The 18163-nt window shown below is 68.7% G+C and carries 15 protein-coding genes; 10 read left to right on the plus strand and 5 right to left on the minus strand.

What is annotated here, in order from left to right:
* Positions 1-46: 46 nt before the first annotated feature.
* Positions 47-1324, minus strand: a complete 1278-nt coding sequence (locus VHA73_07500) for an AAA family ATPase (protein HVX17862.1) — start codon at positions 1322-1324, stop codon at positions 47-49.
* An 8-nt stretch (positions 1325-1332) separates the two neighbouring features.
* Positions 1333-2091 carry an RcpC/CpaB family pilus assembly protein gene (locus tag VHA73_07505; GenBank protein ID HVX17863.1) on the minus strand — a complete coding sequence of 253 codons (759 nt, stop codon included), beginning with the start codon at positions 2089-2091 and terminating at the stop codon, positions 1333-1335.
* Between the two features lie 116 nt (positions 2092-2207).
* Here VHA73_07505 and coaE point away from each other — a divergent pair, with 116 nt between their 5' ends.
* The 10 genes from coaE to VHA73_07555 all read left to right on the plus strand — a co-directional run bounded on the left by coaE (position 2208) and on the right by VHA73_07555 (position 16373).
* The gene (gene coaE / locus VHA73_07510; protein ID HVX17864.1) at positions 2208-2834 is read left to right on the plus strand and encodes a dephospho-CoA kinase; all 627 of its coding nucleotides are present in this window, start codon (positions 2208-2210) and stop codon (positions 2832-2834) included.
* Positions 2835-2839: 5 nt separating this feature from the next.
* Complete coding sequence (locus VHA73_07515) at positions 2840-3625, plus strand: SDR family oxidoreductase (GenBank protein HVX17865.1); 786 nt, start codon at positions 2840-2842, stop codon at positions 3623-3625.
* A gap of 132 nt (positions 3626-3757) precedes the next feature.
* Entirely contained in the window at positions 3758-5788 is a 2031-nt protein-coding gene (gene uvrB, locus VHA73_07520; GenBank protein ID HVX17866.1) for an excinuclease ABC subunit UvrB, read from the plus strand.
* Positions 5789-5830: 42 nt separating this feature from the next.
* Positions 5831-7639, plus strand: coding sequence for a hypothetical protein (locus VHA73_07525; protein HVX17867.1), 1809 nt, complete (start codon positions 5831-5833; stop codon positions 7637-7639).
* Between the two features lie 74 nt (positions 7640-7713).
* Positions 7714-10611: an excinuclease ABC subunit UvrA gene (uvrA, locus tag VHA73_07530; GenBank protein ID HVX17868.1), complete on the plus strand. Its 2898-nt coding sequence runs from the start codon at positions 7714-7716 to the stop codon at positions 10609-10611.
* Positions 10612-10749: 138 nt separating this feature from the next.
* On the plus strand, positions 10750-12087 hold the full coding sequence (locus VHA73_07535; protein ID HVX17869.1) for a sugar transferase: 1338 nt from the start codon (positions 10750-10752) through the stop codon (positions 12085-12087).
* Positions 12088-12119: 32 nt separating this feature from the next.
* Positions 12120-13142, plus strand: coding sequence for a glycosyltransferase (locus tag VHA73_07540; GenBank protein ID HVX17870.1), 1023 nt, complete (start codon positions 12120-12122; stop codon positions 13140-13142).
* Positions 13085-14188, plus strand: coding sequence for a glycosyltransferase family 4 protein (locus VHA73_07545; protein HVX17871.1), 1104 nt, complete (start codon positions 13085-13087; stop codon positions 14186-14188). The genes VHA73_07540 and VHA73_07545 overlap by 58 nt, the downstream gene beginning before the upstream one ends.
* Entirely contained in the window at positions 14185-15456 is a 1272-nt protein-coding gene (locus VHA73_07550) for a polysaccharide biosynthesis C-terminal domain-containing protein (protein ID HVX17872.1), read from the plus strand. The genes VHA73_07545 and VHA73_07550 overlap by 4 nt, the downstream gene beginning before the upstream one ends.
* 11 nt (positions 15457-15467) lie before the next feature.
* Positions 15468-16373 (plus strand): glycosyltransferase, encoded by a 906-nt coding sequence (locus VHA73_07555; GenBank protein HVX17873.1) that lies wholly within the window; start codon positions 15468-15470, stop codon positions 16371-16373.
* 52 nt (positions 16374-16425) lie between these two features.
* Here VHA73_07555 and VHA73_07560 read toward each other — a convergent pair whose 3' ends face one another.
* The 3 genes from VHA73_07560 to VHA73_07570 form a co-directional block, all read right to left on the minus strand.
* The gene (locus VHA73_07560; GenBank protein ID HVX17874.1) at positions 16426-17313 is read right to left on the minus strand and encodes a class I SAM-dependent methyltransferase; all 888 of its coding nucleotides are present in this window, start codon (positions 17311-17313) and stop codon (positions 16426-16428) included.
* Positions 17314-17510: 197 nt separating this feature from the next.
* Positions 17511-17891 (minus strand): hypothetical protein, encoded by a 381-nt coding sequence (locus tag VHA73_07565; protein ID HVX17875.1) that lies wholly within the window; start codon positions 17889-17891, stop codon positions 17511-17513.
* Positions 17888-18160, minus strand: a complete 273-nt coding sequence (locus tag VHA73_07570) for a hypothetical protein (GenBank protein ID HVX17876.1) — start codon at positions 18158-18160, stop codon at positions 17888-17890. Before VHA73_07570 ends, VHA73_07565 begins: the two co-directional genes overlap by 4 nt.
* Between the last annotated feature and the right edge of the window lie 3 nt (positions 18161-18163).

Here is an 18163-nt window from a genome sequence, read left to right on the forward strand (position 1 = left end):
GTCCTCTTCTCAGGGGTTCGCATCGTCTGGATGGGCAGCGGGCGCGTCAACGGTTGCGTCGGAAGCGCTTGCGCTTGGTGGGCGCGGCTTCGGCATCGATCTGTGCCTGCGCCTCTGGGGGAAGCAGACGCTTGAGGCCGCCGACCATGAGGCGGCTGACCTCCGAGTCGGGCGAGCTCGCCATCACGGGCATGCCGACGTTGATCGATCGGCTCACCTCTTTGGCGTAGGGGAGGACTGCGTCGAACCCCTTCGGAAAGATGCGGCTCACCTGTTCGACGTCGATGCCCACGTCGGTCTCGGCCTTGTTGAGCAGCAGGCGGACGTTGTCGCTGGAGATCTTGAGCCGCTCGAGCGTCGACAGGAACACGCTCATGTTGCGCACGCTGGGGAGGTCGAGCGTGGCCATGCTGTACAGCTCGTCGGACAGGTCGAAGGCCGCGAGCACGACCTCCGACAGCGCGGGGGGCGTGTCGACGATGATCCAGTCGTAGTGGTCGCGTGCCGCTTCGAGCACCCGGGTGACTTCCGGCGGCGAGATCCGATCGGCTTCAGAGGGGTCACGGGGCGCGGCCAGGACGTGGATGCCGGTCTCGTGGGTCACCGTGTAGTCCTCGACCTGCTCGTCGATGCGGAGCTCGCCGGCGGCCTCGCCGTCCAGCAGGTCGGAGATCGTGTACTTCGGTCGCAGCCGCAGCGCCGTCGACACCTCACCGAACTGGAGGTCGAGGTCCAAGATGCAGACCTTGCTCTGGGTGTGGTGCACGAGGAAGTACGCGAGGTTGGTGGCGAAGAACGTCTTGCCGCAGCCCCCCGTGGCCGACGTGATCGTGATGATCCTGCCGGGCTGGCGGGGAACCGCGGCGGCGGCCGACGGGTTGCTGTCGGCGGCGACGACGGGTGCAGCCACCACGGCCGGGGGCGGCGGTTCCTGCAGCCGCGAGACGAGCGAGATGGCGAGCGCCCGCTCGATGGCGACGAGCAGATCCTTGTCCTCGGACGGGAGCTGCACGAGGTCGACAGCACCGGCCTGCACGATCTCGCGGATCGTGGCGTCAGGCCGGCGGCTGAACGCCAGCACCACCGGCATCTCGGGGAGCTCTTCGCGGATCACCCGGAGGCGGGTCAGGCCGCCGCGGGTGCTGAGGCCGGGGCCGGCGATCAGCACGTCGAACGGGCCGTCGTCCGTGAGGACGTCGCCCACGTTGGCCGGTTGGGTGCAGGCCACCACCTCGGGCGCAGGCTGGAGGTCTTCGGCGACCGTCGTCACCTGCGCCGCGAGGGTCTCACCCTTGTCGAGGACGAGGAGTCGTGGAGTTCGCATCTGTCCGCTCAACCCTTCGGGAGCTGGTTGCTGTACTGGACGCCGGAAGTGCTGGCGGGCGCGTTGCCCTTGGCGACGATCGTGAAGTACAGGTGGTTCAGCGAAGTGGCGAACACGACGTGCTCAGCCTCTTCAGGGGTGAGGGCGAGCAGGTAGGTCAGGTTCTGGCCCTCGGCTCGAGGCGTCGTGGCGCCGTTCTGGGCGGTGGTCACGTCGTTGGTGTCGACCGCGGGTGCCACCTGTTGCGACACGTCGAGCACCGTCACGTTCGACACGAGCAGCTTCGACACCGGCAACGGCGAGCCCGGGTCCGACGGCAACTGGTACGTGTACAGGTTGATGACGTCACCGGCGCCGGCGTAGCCGCCACCCGCCGCCGTGAAGGGCAACGTCACGGCCACGCCGTTCTTGCCCTTCGGGATGCTGATCGCCTGGGCCCGCAGGGACTGCGTGCGCACCGAGTCGGAGCCGATCTGCTCACCTTTGCTGATGCTGCGGATGGTGATCTGGCCGCTCAGTGATCCGGCATTGCTCAACGCGGTCGCGGACCGCTGCGACACCGGCACGTTCTTGACCGCCACATGGCCCGACGAGATCAAGTCGTCGCCGGTGGTGCCTTGGGAGATGTTGGATGTCGCCACCAACACGGGGACGGTGGCGGTGTTGCTGCTGCCGCCGCTGTCGCGGGTGGTCGACCACAGCAACACCCCTCCGATCAGCACCACGGCCACGCCCACCAGCACCAGGACGTTCGCTCGACGTTGCACCTTTGGCCTCCTCGATCCGGGACCCGGAGTGTCGGTCCGGGCTCGGGGAACGAATCGGCCGCGAGGGGTCATTCGTGAGTGGTTTCGCGCACCTACCGAGCCACTACCTTGGCGCAGTGGTCGTCATCGGGCTCACCGGAGGCATCGGATCCGGCAAATCCACCCTGTCCACACGGCTTGCCGCGCGCGGCGCGGTCGTGATCGATGCCGACGCGATCACCAAGCAGCTCCAGCAGCCCGGCATGCCGGTGTTCGAGGCCATGGTCGAGCGGTTCGGCCCGGCGATCGTCGGCGGCGATGGACAGCTCGACCGCCAGGCGGTGGCCGACCTGGTGTTCAAGGACCCCCAGGCGCTGGCCGACCTGAACGCCATCGTGCACCCCGCGGTCGGTGTGGAGATCGCCGAGCGGCTGGCCGCCGAGACCGAGACCGACCACATCGTGATCCTCGACGTGCCGCTGCTGGTGGAGTCGGGGAGGGCTGACCAGGCTGCGACGATCGTGGTCGACGTCGATCCCGAGATCGCCTTGCACCGCCTCGTGCAGCAGCGCGGGATGCGTCCCGACGATGCCCGGGCGCGCATGTCACAGCAGGCCAGCCGCGAGCAGCGCTTGGCGGCGGCCGACTTCGTCATCGACAACTCCGGCACTGTCGGTGACCTGGAGGCCCAGATCGAGGACCTCTGGCCGAAGCTGCTGGCGCTGACCACGGCCCCGGCCGAGCGGACCGACGAGGGCGAGTGACGACGATGCGGGTGTTGTTGACCGGCGCGGGGTCGGGGATGGGGCGCTGCATCGCGGGGCACTTGGCGACGCGCGGTCACGAGGTCGTGGCCACCGCACGGCGTCCAGAGGTGCTCGACGACCTCGACGTGGCGGAGCGCCACGCGCTCGACGTGACCTCCGACGAGTCGGTCGCCCGCCTCGCCGCGCGGATCGGATCGGTCGACGTTCTGGTGAACAACGCCGGGATCAACCAGCGTGGGCCCGTGGAGCGGGTGCCCGTGGCCCGGTTCCGGGAGTTGTATGAGACCAACGTGCTCGGTGTCGTGCGGGTGGCGCAGGCGTTCGTGGCGGCCATGCGCGAGCGAGGCTCAGGCGTGATCGTGAACATCTCGTCGGTGGCGGGCCGGGTCACCGAGCCGCTCGGCGGTGCGTACGCGGCATCGAAAGCCGCGCTGGAGGCCGTCTCTGAAGCCCTGTACTACGAGCTCGGCCACTTCGGCATTCGCGTGGTGATCATCGAGCCCGGGTTCATCGCGCCGGGGATGCAGAGCCAACCGCCGATCGGCGAGGAGGCGCCCTACGACGAGCTGCGGCGCCAGCTGTCGGGGGTCGACCAGGTGCTCACCGGCGGCGGACGCCCGGGGCCCGAGATCGTGGCCGACGCCGTGGCGGCAGCCATCGAAGACCCGTCCTGCCCGCTGCGGTGCCCGGTGGGCGCCGACGCCGAGATGGTCACCGGTGCCCGCAGTTCCCTCGACGACGCCGCCTTCGAGGCCGCCATGCGCGAGGTCCTCGACCTCACCTGGTAACGCCCCCGTCCCGTCCCCACCTTTCCCGACCCCACCCCACTTTCCCCGTTCTGGGCTGCTTCTTACGCGCTGGGACGCGTCAAAAGCAGCCCAGAACGGGGAGTGTCACAGGCGATCCGTAGGCTGGGGGGCATGCCGAAGTTCGAGGTGGTGTCCGAGTTCGCTCCGGCCGGTCACCAACCGCAGGCCATCGCCAAGCTGAGCGAAGGCGTGCTCCGGGGCGACCAGTACCAGACCCTGTTGGGCATCACCGGCTCGGGCAAGTCCGCCACCATCGCCTGGACCATCGAGCAGGTGCAGAAGCCCACGCTGGTCCTGGCGCCCAACAAGTCGCTCGCCGCGCAGCTCGCCAACGAGTTCCGGGAGTTCTTCCCGAAGAACCGGGTGGAGTACTTCGTCAGCTACTACGACTACTACCAACCAGAGGCCTACATCGCGTCGAGCGACACGTACATCGAGAAGGACGCCTCGATCAACGACGAGATCGACCGGCTGCGCCACTCGAGCACGTCCGCGCTGCTCACCCGGCCCGACACGATCGTGGTCGCCTCGGTCTCGTGCATCTACGGGTTGGGCTCGCCCGAGGAGTACCGCGACAAGTTGCTGGTGGTGCGGCCAGGGGAGGAGCACGACCAGCGGGCGATCCTCCGCAAGTTGGTCGACATGCAGTACGACCGCAACGACATGAACCTCACCCGAGGCAAGTTCCGGGTGCGGGGCGACACCATCGAGGTGCACCCCGCCTACGACGAGACCGCGGTGCGGATCGGCCTTTTCGGCGACGAGGTGGAGTCGATCGTGGTGGTCGATCCGCTCACGGGCGAGCGCATCACGGAGCTCGAAGAGCTGATCGTCTTCCCGGCCACCCACTACGTGGCGTCCGAGGAGCGGATGCAGAAGGCGATCGTGCGCATCGAGGACGAACTGCAGCGCCAGCTCGCGAAGTTCGAGGCCGAGGGCAAGCTGCTCGAAGCCCAGCGGTTGCGCATGCGGACCCAGTACGACCTCGAGATGATGCAGGAGGTCGGCTACTGCAACGGGATCGAGAACTACTCGGGCCCCATCGACGGGCGCAGCTACGGCGAGCCACCTCACACGCTGCTCGACTTCTTCCCCGACGACTACTTGTTGGTGATCGACGAGAGCCACCAGACCGTGCCGCAGCTGCACGGCCAGTACGAGGGTGACCGCACCCGCAAGGAGGCGTTGATCCAACACGGGTTCCGCCTGCCGAGCGCGGCCGACAACCGCCCGCTGCGCTTTGAGGAGCTGTCCGAGCGGATCAACCAGTGCATCTTCTTGTCGGCCACACCTGGCGACTACGAGTTGCAGATGTCGAGCCAGGTGGTGGAGCAGGTGGTGCGGCCCACCGGCCTCGTCGACCCGGAGGTGATCGTCAAGCCAACCAAAGGCCAGATCGACGATCTGCTCGAGCAGATCAACGACCGGGTGGCGCGCGGCGACCGCGTGCTGGTCACCACCCTCACCAAGAAGATGGCCGAGGACCTCACCGATTACCTGCTCGAGCTGGGCGTGCGCGTGCGCTACCTCCATTCCGAGGTCGACACCCTGCAGCGGATCGAGATCCTCCGCGATCTGCGCCTCGGCGAGTTCGACGTGCTGGTCGGCATCAACCTGCTCCGCGAGGGCCTCGACCTTCCCGAAGTGTCGTTGGTCGCGATCCTCGACGCGGACAAGGAAGGCTTCCTGCGGTCGGAGACCTCGCTGATCCAGACCATCGGCCGGGCCGCCCGCAACATCGACGGGCAAGTGATCATGTACGCCGACAAGGTCACCCCGTCGATGCAGCGGGCGATCTCCGAGACGATGCGCCGGCGCAAGCTCCAGGTCGACTACAACACCGAGCACGGCATCAACCCGACCACGATCGTCAAGGCGGTGAGCGACATCTTGGCGAGCCTCCGGCCCGACGAAGGCGCGCCGACGCCCGGCCGTGGTCGTCGTCGTGAGCGGGCGCGGCCGGAGGCGAAGCGCCCCGACTACGCCGAGCTGCCGCACGACGAGCTCGAGCGGCTCATCCGCACGCTCGAAGAGGAGATGCACGACGCCTCCGCCGAGCTCCAGTTCGAGTACGCGGCCCGCCTCCGCGACGAGATCAAAGAGCTCAAGCGCGAGCTGCGCGACGTCGCCGCGGCGCGGTAGAGCGGCGTTCAACAACGGGGCGGGCCGGCCGACGGGTCGGGGGTGACCACGACCACGGCACGCCCCGCCACGTCCACGCTCGACTCGCCGGATGCGGCCGGCCCCCTCGACACGGCGGCCGCGCGCTCGGCCGAGGAAGCAGCGGGTGGGGGCCGCCGCACGATCGTGGACCACTGGTCGGGCCGGCGCCGGAGTTGGGCGAGGACGTTCGCGGCGGGGCTGGTCCTCCTGATCGCCTACTTCGGCCTATCGCTGCTGAACGCCCCCAAGGGGTTTCTCGGTACCGACACCGGCGGCAAGGTCGCGACCCTGCGCGCGATGGACCAGCGCGGCTCGTTCACCGACATCGACGTCGGCTACTGGGCGGCCAGGTGGGACGCAGACGGCACGTACCACCCCCTCTGGTACACGACGTATGTCGACGGCAAGTGGATCCAGGCCACCACGGTGCCGATGCTGCTGGCAGCCGAACCGCTGTACCGGTTGGGGGGCGAGCGCCTGGCGCTGCTGTTGCCCATGCTGGGGGCGGTGGCCTGCGCGTTCACCGCCCGGGCACTCGCCCGACGCTTCGGCGCGGACGGCCGAGCAGGCTGGTGGGCGTTCTGGCTGGTCGGGCTCGCCTCGCCGGTCACGATCTACGCGCTCGACCTGTGGGAGCACACGCTCGGCCTCGCGCTGATGGCCTGGGGTGTCGTCGCCATGGTCGACCTGCTGGCCGACAAGGCCCGCCCGCCGCGCCGCATCTGGTTGCTCGGGTTGGCGGGAGGGTGCGCGTTCGGCGCTGCGGCCACCATGCGCACCGAAGCTCTCGTCTACGGGGCTGCCTTCACGGCGGCGGCAGGGCTCGTGGCGCTGGGGCGTCGTCGCATCCGCGATGCGTGGCGCATCGGTGTGGGCTCGGGCTTCGGTGTGGTGCTGTTCTGGCTGGGCAACGCCCGCCTCGAGCACCTTGTCGTCGGCTCCGGCATCCGTGCGGGCCGGGCAGCGGGAACCGCCGCCGGTGGCGGAGACGGTCTGGCGGAGCGGGTTCGCGAGGGGCTCGTCACGACGTTCGGGTCGCGGGCATCGTTCGACGGCGAGGTGGTCCTGGTTGGAGTCGGCATCGGCCTGGTCGTGCTGGTGTTGGCCTGGACCGCGACGCGGCGCGACGCGTCGCACCTCATGCGGCTGGGCGCCGCGGGTCTGCTCGTGTTGCTCTACCTGACGGTCGTGGGTGGTGGCTTGGGCTTCGTCCCGGGGCTGGTGGTGACCACGCCGCTCGCCGTCCTCGGCTGCTGGGCGGCGGTGAGCGGTGCACGGTTCGAGACCCGGGTCGCGGTGCTCGCGGCGGTGGCGGCCCTGCCAGTGGTCTGGCTGTTCCAGTTCACCGGTGGCGCGCTCCCTCAGTGGGGCGGGCGGTACGTGCTGTGCACCGGTTTCGTGCTCTCGGTGGCCGCGATGCCGGCGCTGGCCGCGCTCGGGCGGCGGGAGCGGACGGCGCTGGTGGGGTGTGCCGTGGCGATCACCTCGTTGGGTGTGGCGTGGACCTCCGCGCGGACGCACGACGTGGCACGCGACGTGCCGAAGATCGAGGCGCAACCGGAACAAGTCCTGGTCGCGGACCAGTCGTTCGCGCACTTGTGGCGTGAGGGCGGCGCCTTCACCGGGGGCCGGGAGCTGTTGACGATCGGGTCGGGCGGCACCTTGCGCGGCGCCGCAGAGGTGGTCGGGGCGAGCGGAGCGGACACGTTCGGCCTCGTCCACAGCGGCACCCCGGCCCCTGCGCAGGTCGCCGGGTTCCACCGCACGGGTCGCGTGCGCTTGTCGTTCCTCGGCCTGTCGGTCGACGTCGACCGCTACGTCCGCAGCTGAGCGAGTTCGACCGACCCCGAGGCCGAACAAACGTTCTGCACGCGCCACCGGTGACCCGGTAGGCTGGGCGCCTTATGGCGACCCGGCAATCTCGGTCGACGGCACAGGCCGCGGCCCCCTCGACGTCCGGCAACCTCGTGGTGCGGGGGGCCCGGGAGCACAACCTCCGCAACATCTCGATCGAGTTGCCCCGCGATCGGCTGATCGTCTTCACCGGGCTGTCCGGCTCGGGCAAGTCGTCGCTGGCGTTCGACACCATCTACGCCGAAGGCCAGCGGCGCTACGTGGAGTCGCTGTCTGCCTATGCCCGCCAGTTCCTCGGCCAGCAGGACAAGCCCGACGTCGACTTCATCGAGGGCCTGTCGCCGGCCATCTCGATCGACCAGAAGTCGGCGTCTCGCAACCCGAGGTCGACGGTCGGCACGATCACCGAGGTCTACGACTACCTGCGGCTGCTCTATGCACGGATCGGCGTGCAGCACTGCCCCGAGTGCGGGGTCCCGGTGAAGCGCCAGACGCCCCAGCAGATCGTCGACCGGGTCCTCGAGCTCCCCGAAGGCACCCGTTTCCAGGTGCTGGCACCAGTCGTCCGGGGTCGCAAGGGCAACTACGAGACGTTGCTGGCCGACCTCGCGGGCCAGGGTTTCAGCCGCGCCCGCGTCGACGGTGAGCTGCACGACCTGGCCGACAAGGTCGACTTGGCCCGCTACGAGAACCACACCATCGAGGTGATCGTCGACCGGCTGGTGCGCCGTGCGGGCATCGAACGGCGTCTCACCGATTCGCTCGAGACCGCGCTGCGCCTGGCCGACGGCGTCGCCGAGGTCGAGCTCGTGCCCCGGAGCGGCGAAGCCGACGACGGCGCCCTGCCCGAGACCCTCACGTTCTCCCAGCACGCCGCCTGCCCCAACGGTCACGGCAGCTTCGACGAGTTGGCGCCGCGGAACTTCTCGTTCAACTCGCCTTACGGCGCCTGCGAGAAGTGTGACGGGCTCGGCACCCGGTTCGAGGTCGACTCGGAGCTGGTGGTGTCGAACCCCGACCTCAGCGTGCGCGACGGCGCGATCTCGCCGTGGGCGGGCGGCCACAACCGCTGGTTCCAACGCTTGCTCGAGTCGGTCGGCGAGGCATTCGACATCGACCTCGACGCGCCGTGGGGCGCGCTGAACGCCAAGCAGCGCAAGGTCCTGCTCGAGGGCGCGGGCGAGCGCAAGCTCAAGGTCACGTACCGCAACCGTTACGGCCGTGCCCGCAGCTACGACACCCGCTACGAAGGTGTGATCCCGTGGCTCCAGCGGCGCCACAGCGAGTCGGAGTCCGACTCGGCCCGCGAGCAGATCGAGGGCTACATGCGCGAGGTGCCGTGCCCGGCGTGCGAGGGCGCCCGGCTGGCCCCGTTGTCGCTCGCGGTCACGGTCGACGGCCACAACCTCAACGACCTGTGCTCGGTGTCGATCCGCAAGGCGGCCGAGATCCTCGGGGCGTTGGAGCTGTCCGAGCGCGACCGCCTGATCGCCGAGCGGGTGCTGAAGGAGGTCAACGCTCGCCTCGGGTTCTTGGTGGCTGTCGGCCTCGACTACCTCACGCTGGGCCGTTCGGCGGGCACGTTGGCCGGTGGCGAAGCGCAACGCATCCGGCTCGCCAGCCAGATCGGGTCGGGCCTCGTCGGCGTGCTGTACGTCCTCGACGAGCCGTCGATCGGGCTGCACCAGCGCGACAACCACCGGTTGATCGAGACGCTGGTGCGGCTGCGTGACCTCGGCAACACGGTCCTCGTGGTCGAGCACGACGAGGACACGATCAACGTGGCTGACCACGTGGTCGACATCGGTCCCGGTGCCGGCGAGCACGGCGGCGCCGTCGTCTACAGCGGGCCGGTCAAGGGCTTGTTGAAGGCTCGTGAGTCGCTGACCGGTCAGTATCTCTCCGGCAAGAAGTCGATCCCGGTACCCGACGTCCGACGGCAACCCGGCGACCAATGGCTGGTCGTCAAAGGCGCCCGGCAGAACAACTTGCAGAACATCGACGTCGAGATCCCGCTCGGGTGCTTCGTGAGCGTCACCGGCGTGTCCGGCTCGGGCAAGTCCACGTTGGTCAACGACATCCTGCTGCGGGTCCTGATGCAGAAGGTGTACCGGTCAAAGGTGGTGCCGGGGCTGCACAAGACAGTCGAGGGCTTCGAGCACCTCGACAAGGTCATCAACATCGACCAGTCGCCCATCGGCCGCACGCCACGCTCCAACCCCGCCACCTACACCGGGGTGTTCGACCACATCCGCAAGCTGTTCGCTGCCACGCAGGAGTCCAAGGTGCGCGGCTACCTGCCCGGGCGGTTCTCCTTCAACGTGAAGGGCGGTCGGTGCGAGGCCTGTGCCGGCGACGGCACCATCAAGATCGAGATGCACTTCCTGCCCGACGTCTACGTGCCGTGCGAGGTGTGCAAAGGCGCCCGCTACAACCGCGACACGCTCGACATCACCTTCAAGGGCAAGAACATCGCCGAAGTGCTCGACCTGTCGTGCGAAGAGGCGCTCGAGTTCTTCGCCAACCAGCCGGCGATCGCCCGCCACATGCAGACGCTGGTCGACGTTGGCCTCGGCTACATCCGCCTCGGCCAACCGGCGCCCACCCTGTCCGGCGGTGAGGCGCAACGGATCAAGCTGTCGAGCGAACTGGCCAAGCGCTCGACCGGCCACACGATCTACATCCTCGACGAGCCCACCACAGGCCTCCACTTCGAGGACATCCGCAAGCTGCTCACGGTCCTCAGCCGGCTGACCGACCAGGGCAACACCGTGCTGGTCATCGAGCACAACCTCGACGTGATCAAGACCGCCGACTGGTTGATCGACCTCGGGCCCGAGGGCGGCGACGGCGGCGGCACCGTGGTCGTCGAGGGCCCGCCCGAGCTCGTCGCCAAGACGCCCGAGAGCCACACCGGGCAGTTCCTGGCACCCCTCCTCCAGTCCTGAACGTCGGAGCGTCTTGGGGTCTATGGCCCCACAACTCTCCGGAAGTCGACGGCCGGGCCAGGCGGCGAATAGTCCGTTTGGCCCATGCTCGCGGCAGGTGGTCCTGCCGACAGGACGTCTATGCGACGTGTGGCCAGGATGGGCGTGTATGGCGGCGCGGCCGCAGTCGTGCTCGCGCTTTCCAAGGTCCACGCGGCGCTGGTCGCCGCTGTTCCGTACTCGTGGCACTCCTCGCCGCGCATGGCGTGGTCGGCGGCCTTCGTGGTGTTGCTCGCCCTTGCCGCCTACGGGCTCGGCCTGCCCGACCTGGTGCGCACCCGCCGTCGGGCAGTGGCTGCCGCAGTCGTGGCCCCGCTGGGCGCGGCGCTCGCGATGGCGATCCTGCAGCTCGCCGCGGGCGACGCGCTGCTTCCCCGATTTGTGGTGTTCGGTTCGGCGCTCGCGCTGATCCCGTGGAACCTCGCCTGCCAGACGGTTGCAAACGCCGGGCGTGGGCGCGCGGAGCACCGCGAGCGGGTCGTGGTGGTGGCGGACCGCAACGAGGTCGTCACTCTGCTGTTCGAGCTCAACGGCGAAGCGGAGCGCCCGGCCCGGGTGGTGGGATCGCTGGAGATCGCCGAGGCCAGGGCGGGTGCCGCCGGTCCGGGCAGTCGGCCGGTGGCGGAGCTGGTGAGCGCCAAGGAGGCCACTGTGGTGGTGGTCGACCATGCGGCGCAGCTCGAGGAGACGATCGTGGCCCAGGTGGCCGACCTGCACCAGCGTGGCGTGCGGGTGCGCACACTGGAGCTGTTCTACGAGGAGTGGCTCGGCAAGCTCCCCGTGTCGGAGCTGGAGCGCACGTCACTGCTGTTCGACATCGGCGAAGTGCACCAGGCTCGCTACGCCCGGCTCAAGCGCCTGGTCGACCTGCCGCTCGCGATCGCCGGCCTCGCCGCGCTGGTGGTGGCCATCCCGCTGGTGGCGCTCGGCAACTTGTTCGCCAACCGCGGCCCGCTGTTCTTCCGCCAGGAGCGGGTCGGGCGCGGCGGACGCACCTTCTCCATCGTGAAGTTCCGCACCATGGCCGCCGCGCCCGCGGGCGCGGCCGAGGCGCAACATGACCGAGACGCCTGGACGGCCGAAGACGACCCCCGGATCACGCCGTTCGGGCGTCTGCTGCGGCGCAGCCACCTCGACGAGCTTCCCCAGGTGGTCAACATCATTCGGGGCGAGCTCGCCGTCGTCGGCCCCCGACCTGAGCAGCCCGCGTACGTGGACGAGCTGGCCCACAAGCTGCCCTTCTACCAGCTGCGCCACCTCGTCCACCCCGGCCTCACCGGCTGGGCGCAGGTGAAGTACGGGTACGCCGGCGACGAGACCGACGCGCTGGAGAAGCTCCAGTACGAGTTCTTCTACCTGCGCCACCAATGCGTCGGCTTCGACCTCAAGATCATCGGTCGCACCCTGCGCAGCGTGCTAGGGAGGCAGGGCCGGTGAAGGCCTTCCGTGCACCTGCGGAGGGTGTCGCGATGGCCGGCCACGAGCCATTGGTTTCGGTCGTGATCCCCGCCCGCAATGAAGTGCAGCACCTCGCTCGGTGCCTCGAGGCCGTGGCCGGGCAGGACTGGCCGCTCAGCCGCCTCGAGGTCATCGTCGTTGACGGCGAATCCGAAGACGGCACTGCCGAGCTGGCTGAACAGGTCTTGGCGACGCTCCCGTTCGGCCGCACGCAGGTCGTGCAGAACCCGGCGCGCTCCACGCCTTCGAACCTCAACATGGGCCTGGCGTTCGCAAGGGGCAGCTACATCTGCCGGGTCGACGCGCGGAGCCTCATCCCGCCCGGCTACGTGCGCACCTGCGTGGGCGTGTTGGCCGCGCACCCCGACCGTGCGGTGGTGGGCGGCGCCCAAGTGGCGGTGCCACCGCAGCCCGGCGCGGTTGGTGAAGGCATCGCTCGAGCGCTGAACAACCGCTACACGATGGGCATGTCGCGCTACCGGCGCGGTGCTTCGAGCGGCCCGTCCGACACGGTGTACCTCGGGTTCTTCCGCACGGAGGACCTGCGTGCCATCGGCGGCTGGAACGAGCGCTTCGGCACGAACCAGGACTTCGAGCTCAACCGCCGCATGTCGACCCGCGGTTCGGTCTGGTTCGACGACTCGATCCCCGTCGGCTACATCCCGCGCGCCACCCTCGGCGACCTGTACCGCCAATACCGCCGCTTCGGCGAGTGGAAGGTCCGCTACTGGCGTGAAACCGGCGACAAGCCCCAGCCCCGGCAGCTGGCTGCCCTTGCTGCGTTGCCGGTCGGCGCGCTCGCCGTTGCGCTTGGTGCGGCCGCGATGGTCGCTCGCCCCCGCTTCCGACGCTCCGCGGGCGTAGCGGTGTGGATTGGGGCTGCCGTCTCGATTCGGCCGAAGGATCGCCAGGAGAAGGAGATGGCCTTTCGCTCTGGACCGGTGGCAGCGATCGCCGCGATGGCCGTGTCGGGCGGATGGACGGTGGGGGCGTGGACGGGGCTCGTTCGGGCCGCGCGCGAACGGGTGCTGTGAGCAGCGGGCGATCCATTCTGATCGTGGACTGGCTGGGGCGAGGTGGTGTGGCCCACTGCACGCAGGCTTGGGCGACGGGATTGGCCGACGGCGGTGCGGAAGTGCGAGTTGCGACTCGCCCGGGGCGAGAGATCGAGCCTGGCGCGTTCACAGTGGAGACTCCGCCGGCACGGCGATCCCGGTTGACCGCTCATCTCGCGCTCATCCGACAGGCAGTCCGAGTCATTCATGAGTGCCGTCCGGAAGTCGTGATCGTGCAGAACTTCGTGATTCCCTCAGTCGAGCGCAGGGTGCACGAGGCCGCACGTGACGTAGGCGCGACACTGGTGTTCGTTGTGCACGATCACAAGCATCACGACCGCTCTGGCGGCTCGAATGCTGGCCTCCGTGCACTCTTGGAACGGAGCACGTTGACCATCGCGCACAGCGAGTACGTGGCGGATCGGCTGGGCGTCGATGACGTCGTGGTCTGGCCACTCCCAGCGCAGGTGGGGATTCTGCCGCCCGGATGGGAGGCGGCAGTACATCACCCAGTCGCTCGCAAGGTTGCCCTGCATTTCGGTGTGGTCGGCCGTGGGTACAAAGGTGGTGACGAATTCGGCCGTCTCGCGGCGGACGCCAGCCAGGAGTGGAAGTTTTTCGCGGCGGGCGTGGGGGCGACCGGCACTGACCGGGTGACCGCGATCAACCGCTTCCTCTCGGCCGCGGAGCTCGTCCACATCGTCGAGGCCGCGACAGCCTGCGTGTTCCCGTATCGGCACGCGTCGCAGAGCGGCGCTGTGGCGCTCGCCCAGGCGCTGGGCTCCGTGCCCGTGGCTACCGCTGTCGGCGGGCTTCCCGAGCAGATTGAGCATGGCGTGGACGGCCTGCTCGTGGAGCCCGATCACGAAGGACAATGGCAAGCCGCTCTTCGGGAGTTGGAGTCGCCGGAACGGTGTCGCGAACTGGGCCTGGCTGCACGTGCACGCGCGGTACGGAATCACGATCGATTCACAAGCAACCTGAACCAGCTGCTCGACCTCGTCTTGTGTGAGACGCGCAGATGAGAGCAACACGGACACGCCTGCGCCACCAGCTCGGCTATTCAAGCGCGGCGGTGATCGGATCGACGTTGATCTCCGGACTAGGTGGCGCGGTCGGAGCGCGGGCACTCGGAACGGGCGGGAAGGGCGCGTATGCGCTGTGGGTGCTGGTCGCCACAGGGGTTGGCTCGCTTGGGACAGGCGGTCTCGAGTATTGGATCAATCGGACTGTGGCCAGGGCAGGCGGTGTGGATTCGCAGGTCCGACGTATCGTCAGGCATCACCTGCGAGTCGTCGTGTGCCTTGCGGTCGCGTTGACGGTTGCGGCGGTTGCAGTTGAACCCATACTCACCGGCGGGCTCGACTCCGAGGCGCTCGTTTCAATCTTATTCGCGCTGTCCTGGGTGATTTCGATGCTCGGCGTGGCAATCACATCCGGCATGCTCAGACTGAGGCGCATGGCAGCGTGGATGTTGCTCGGTGGCGGGGTGTACCTGCTCTGGTCCCTCGCTCTCTGGGTTGCACAGGTGTCATCGGTCTCGTGGTTCCTGGCGGGTGCTGCCGTCGGGAACCTCATCCCCGCGGTCTCGTGCGTGCGACTCCTGCAGATTGGCGCAGACCAATCCTCGGACGCACACGAGACGTATCGCAGTGCCCTGCGCTTTGGGCTCCCCGGTGCGATCGGCGATCTGATCACCTTCGCGGCGCTGCGCGTCGACGTGTTGCTCGTGGCGCTCTGGCTCGGGCTGCCCGCGGCCGGCATATATGCCGTGGCGAGTGCGGTGGGGGAGGCAGCGCTACTGCTCCCGAACTCGGTGGCGACCGCTCTTCTGCCACGCGCTGCGGCGGAACGAGATTGGTCGTCCCGAGCCCTGATGCTGTGCACTGCGGTAGCAGCGGCCGTTGCTGCCGCGGGCCTCGCAGCGACGGCTTGGTGGACAGTGCCACTGGTTTTCGGCGACGCCTTTCGGCACGCAGCACCGTTGGTGGGCTGGCTCGCTCCTGCCGCCGCGGCCCTGGGCATGGCACGAGTTATGAATGCGGACTTAACCGCGCACGGCCGATCAGGCGTGCGCGCGGCCGCGTCGATCGCGGCTGTCGCGGTCATGGTGAGCGTGGACACCATCGCGATTCACCGATGGGGTCTGAGCGGAGCGGGGCTTGGTGCGCTCAGCGGCTACGGCACATCGGCCGGCATCAGCTTGTGGTTTTGGCTCCGCCAACAGCGTGCCTCGGAACTCGAGAGTCGTGCCGCGCCAGTGCCGGGCGTGAGCTCGCTGGTAGTCGGATGAGGGAACGCGCTGTGGATTCGGTCAGTGTCGTGATCGTCGCCTACCACCGGCCTGACTCGCTCCTGCGCACGTTGCCGTCGTTGCAACGTGGCGGTATCGACACGGTCGTGATGAACGTTGACGACGACCGTGAAGTGCGCACGGTTGCGGAGCATCACGGCGCTCGGGTCGTGCCAGTTCTGGGCAACCCTGGCTACGCGGCGGCGGTGAACCTCGGTGTGGCGCAGACAGCGACAGCAAACGTCGTGTTCGCGAACGACGACGCGGCCCTGACCGGCGACGTCGTCCTCGGTCTGGGCCGCATCCTTGCCGCGAGAGAGGCGGATGTCGTCGTACCGGCAGTCCATGACGATTGCGGTCGGGTGGTGGGGACGGTCGCGCCAGTTCTGACGTTGTGGCGCTTTGCGCTCGAGTGGCTCCTGCTACCGGACAAGCCGTTGCTTGCGGGCCATTCGTTCGGTGTGCAGAAGTGGCGTCGGCCAAGCCGACCGGAGCCGATCCAAGCCGCCGCCGCAGTGGTCGTCGCGTGCCGTACTGATCTGCTGCGATCGTGTCCGTTGCCGGAGACGTACTTCATGTATTGGGAGGAGTCGGAGTGGTTCCACACACTTCGCCGCCATGGGCGGAAGGTATCAATTGACCCTGAGCTGCGCATCGCCCACATCGGTGGACGCCTCGACGTTCGCGCGCAAAAGGATGCACTCCTCGCGCGGAACGCCGTCCGCTGCTTTCGTCGGACGGGTGGGCGGACGCGAGCGCTGATTGGTTGGCCGCTAGTGGTGCTGTGGCGTGTTCGGCTTCTTGCGGTCGACTCCGTCCGAGGCCTGGCGGGACCGCGGTCTAGTCGGCGTCAACGGATCGGTGCGCGGACCGCGGGGTTGCGGTCCGCAGTGATGGCCGTGACCGAGATTCGCTGACCGGCCGACGCGGACTGCCGGCGGTCGATCGCCCGGCGAGGGCGGGCTCCGATCAACCCTCGGCGCTGTGCGGGCGGACAGCTAGCTTCAGCGGCTTGGCGATCTCGCCGAGTGTCGTTCGAACAGGCTGGCGATGGCTGACGCCAAGGTCCGACGCCCCCTCTAGCAGCCGTCGGTATGACGGACGGAAATCGGAGCAGTCGGATTCGGCGCGAGGTAGGTCGTGACGGATGCCCCGCACGGCCCCGAGGTTGCGAAGGTCCAAGTCAGGGACATCGGCCCAGTACACGATCGAGCCCGCGGTGATCTGAGGAGAGCCGAGGAACGTGCGGTAGTGGAACCCGACGCGTCGCATCTGGCGGGGCAAGAGCACGCTCTTGTGCACTTGCCCCGAGCGAAGGAGGAACTCGTCGCGAGGCATGGGCCCTGGCTCGCTCGACAGGTGGTGGAGCTGGCTGCGCACCCACGGCCGCGGGACGACGCGCCATGGCGCTGGTGTGCTGATGACCACTCGTCGTCGCGCGACGCGAGCGAGTTCTGCGATCGCATTCGGCACCTCGTCAGGAAGCAGATGCTCGAGGTTCTCCATTGACATGGCGGTGTCTACGGCGTTCGTGTCGAGTGGGAGCGTGGCGGCGTCGGCGTGGAGTACACGGTCGTAAACGTGGCCGTGGGAGAGCAGATCGACGGCGAGCTCTGAGTAGTCGATGCCGAGCAGTTCGTCGGGCTCGGGTACTGCCTCCTCCGACCAAGAGCCGGTGCGGTGCCATGCGGCACGCAGCATGTAGCCGAAGAGTCCCGCGCCACATCCGACGTCGGCCACGCGCGAACCAACCACGCGCCGGAGCACCACAGGGCCGAGCTCAGGCGGGCTCGAGACGGCCAGCCGTGCCATCCGCTCGCGGTGGCTCGGCCGTGGCGCGGTGACGGATGGCGTCATCGTGATCCATCGGCCATCGCCGGACAGAGATGAGACACGTGGGTGCCAAGGGTCTCCACTCCACTTGCGCCCGATTCAGCCACGTTCGAGACCGACGGTGCCGGCCGGTCCATGTCATCCTGTGCTGACACGGCGTGGTGACTTGGACGCGCGCGCGAGGCGGTTCGACGGCGCAGGCTCGACGGCCCGCCGCGTAGTCACACGTTGACGGTTCGCAGATCCGGGTCGAGGCGGTGGAGATCGACGGCGTCGGAGGTCACGACGTGCTGGTCGGCCTCGTGTGCGCAGATCACCACGTGGGCATCGGCGATGTCGGCGGTGCCGCTGGCAGCGAGGAGCCGCCCCACGTCGGTGGCGGACACGCGATCCAGCGGTGCGACAAAGGTGGTGGGCTGGCGCAGGAGTCGGGCGAGGCGAACCTGGCGCGCTGGATCTCGAATCGCCTGCGCGAGGGCCGTCGCGGGGACGGTCACGGTGGCCCCCGTCTCCGCAGCCCTTGCGAGCAAGACGATCACCTGTCGATTTCCACGATCGAGGGCGATCAGCCCGCCCGCGTCGAGCGTGACCCCCGCGCTCACGCGGCGGAGTGGCGTCGACGCGGCTTGGTCTGCGGGCCCGGGTCGAGGATCCCGTCGGCCCAGGCGCGCTCGTCGTCGGTGAGCGCTCCTCCGGTGTCGCGCAGGGCCTCGGCGAGCATGGCTCCCCAGCCGGCCACATCATCCAACGACGTCGCGACGGCGCCCTGCACGTACCCCGACACGCTCGCCGCCTTGCCCGCCGTCACGAGCCCGCGGATCTTCTCCAGTTGCGATTCGTCGATCGTGACGGTGACCTTGCGTGTCGCCATACC

This window comes from Acidimicrobiales bacterium (genome assembly GCA_035547835.1).
Lineage (GTDB): Bacteria > Actinomycetota > Acidimicrobiia > Acidimicrobiales > Iamiaceae > DASZTW01.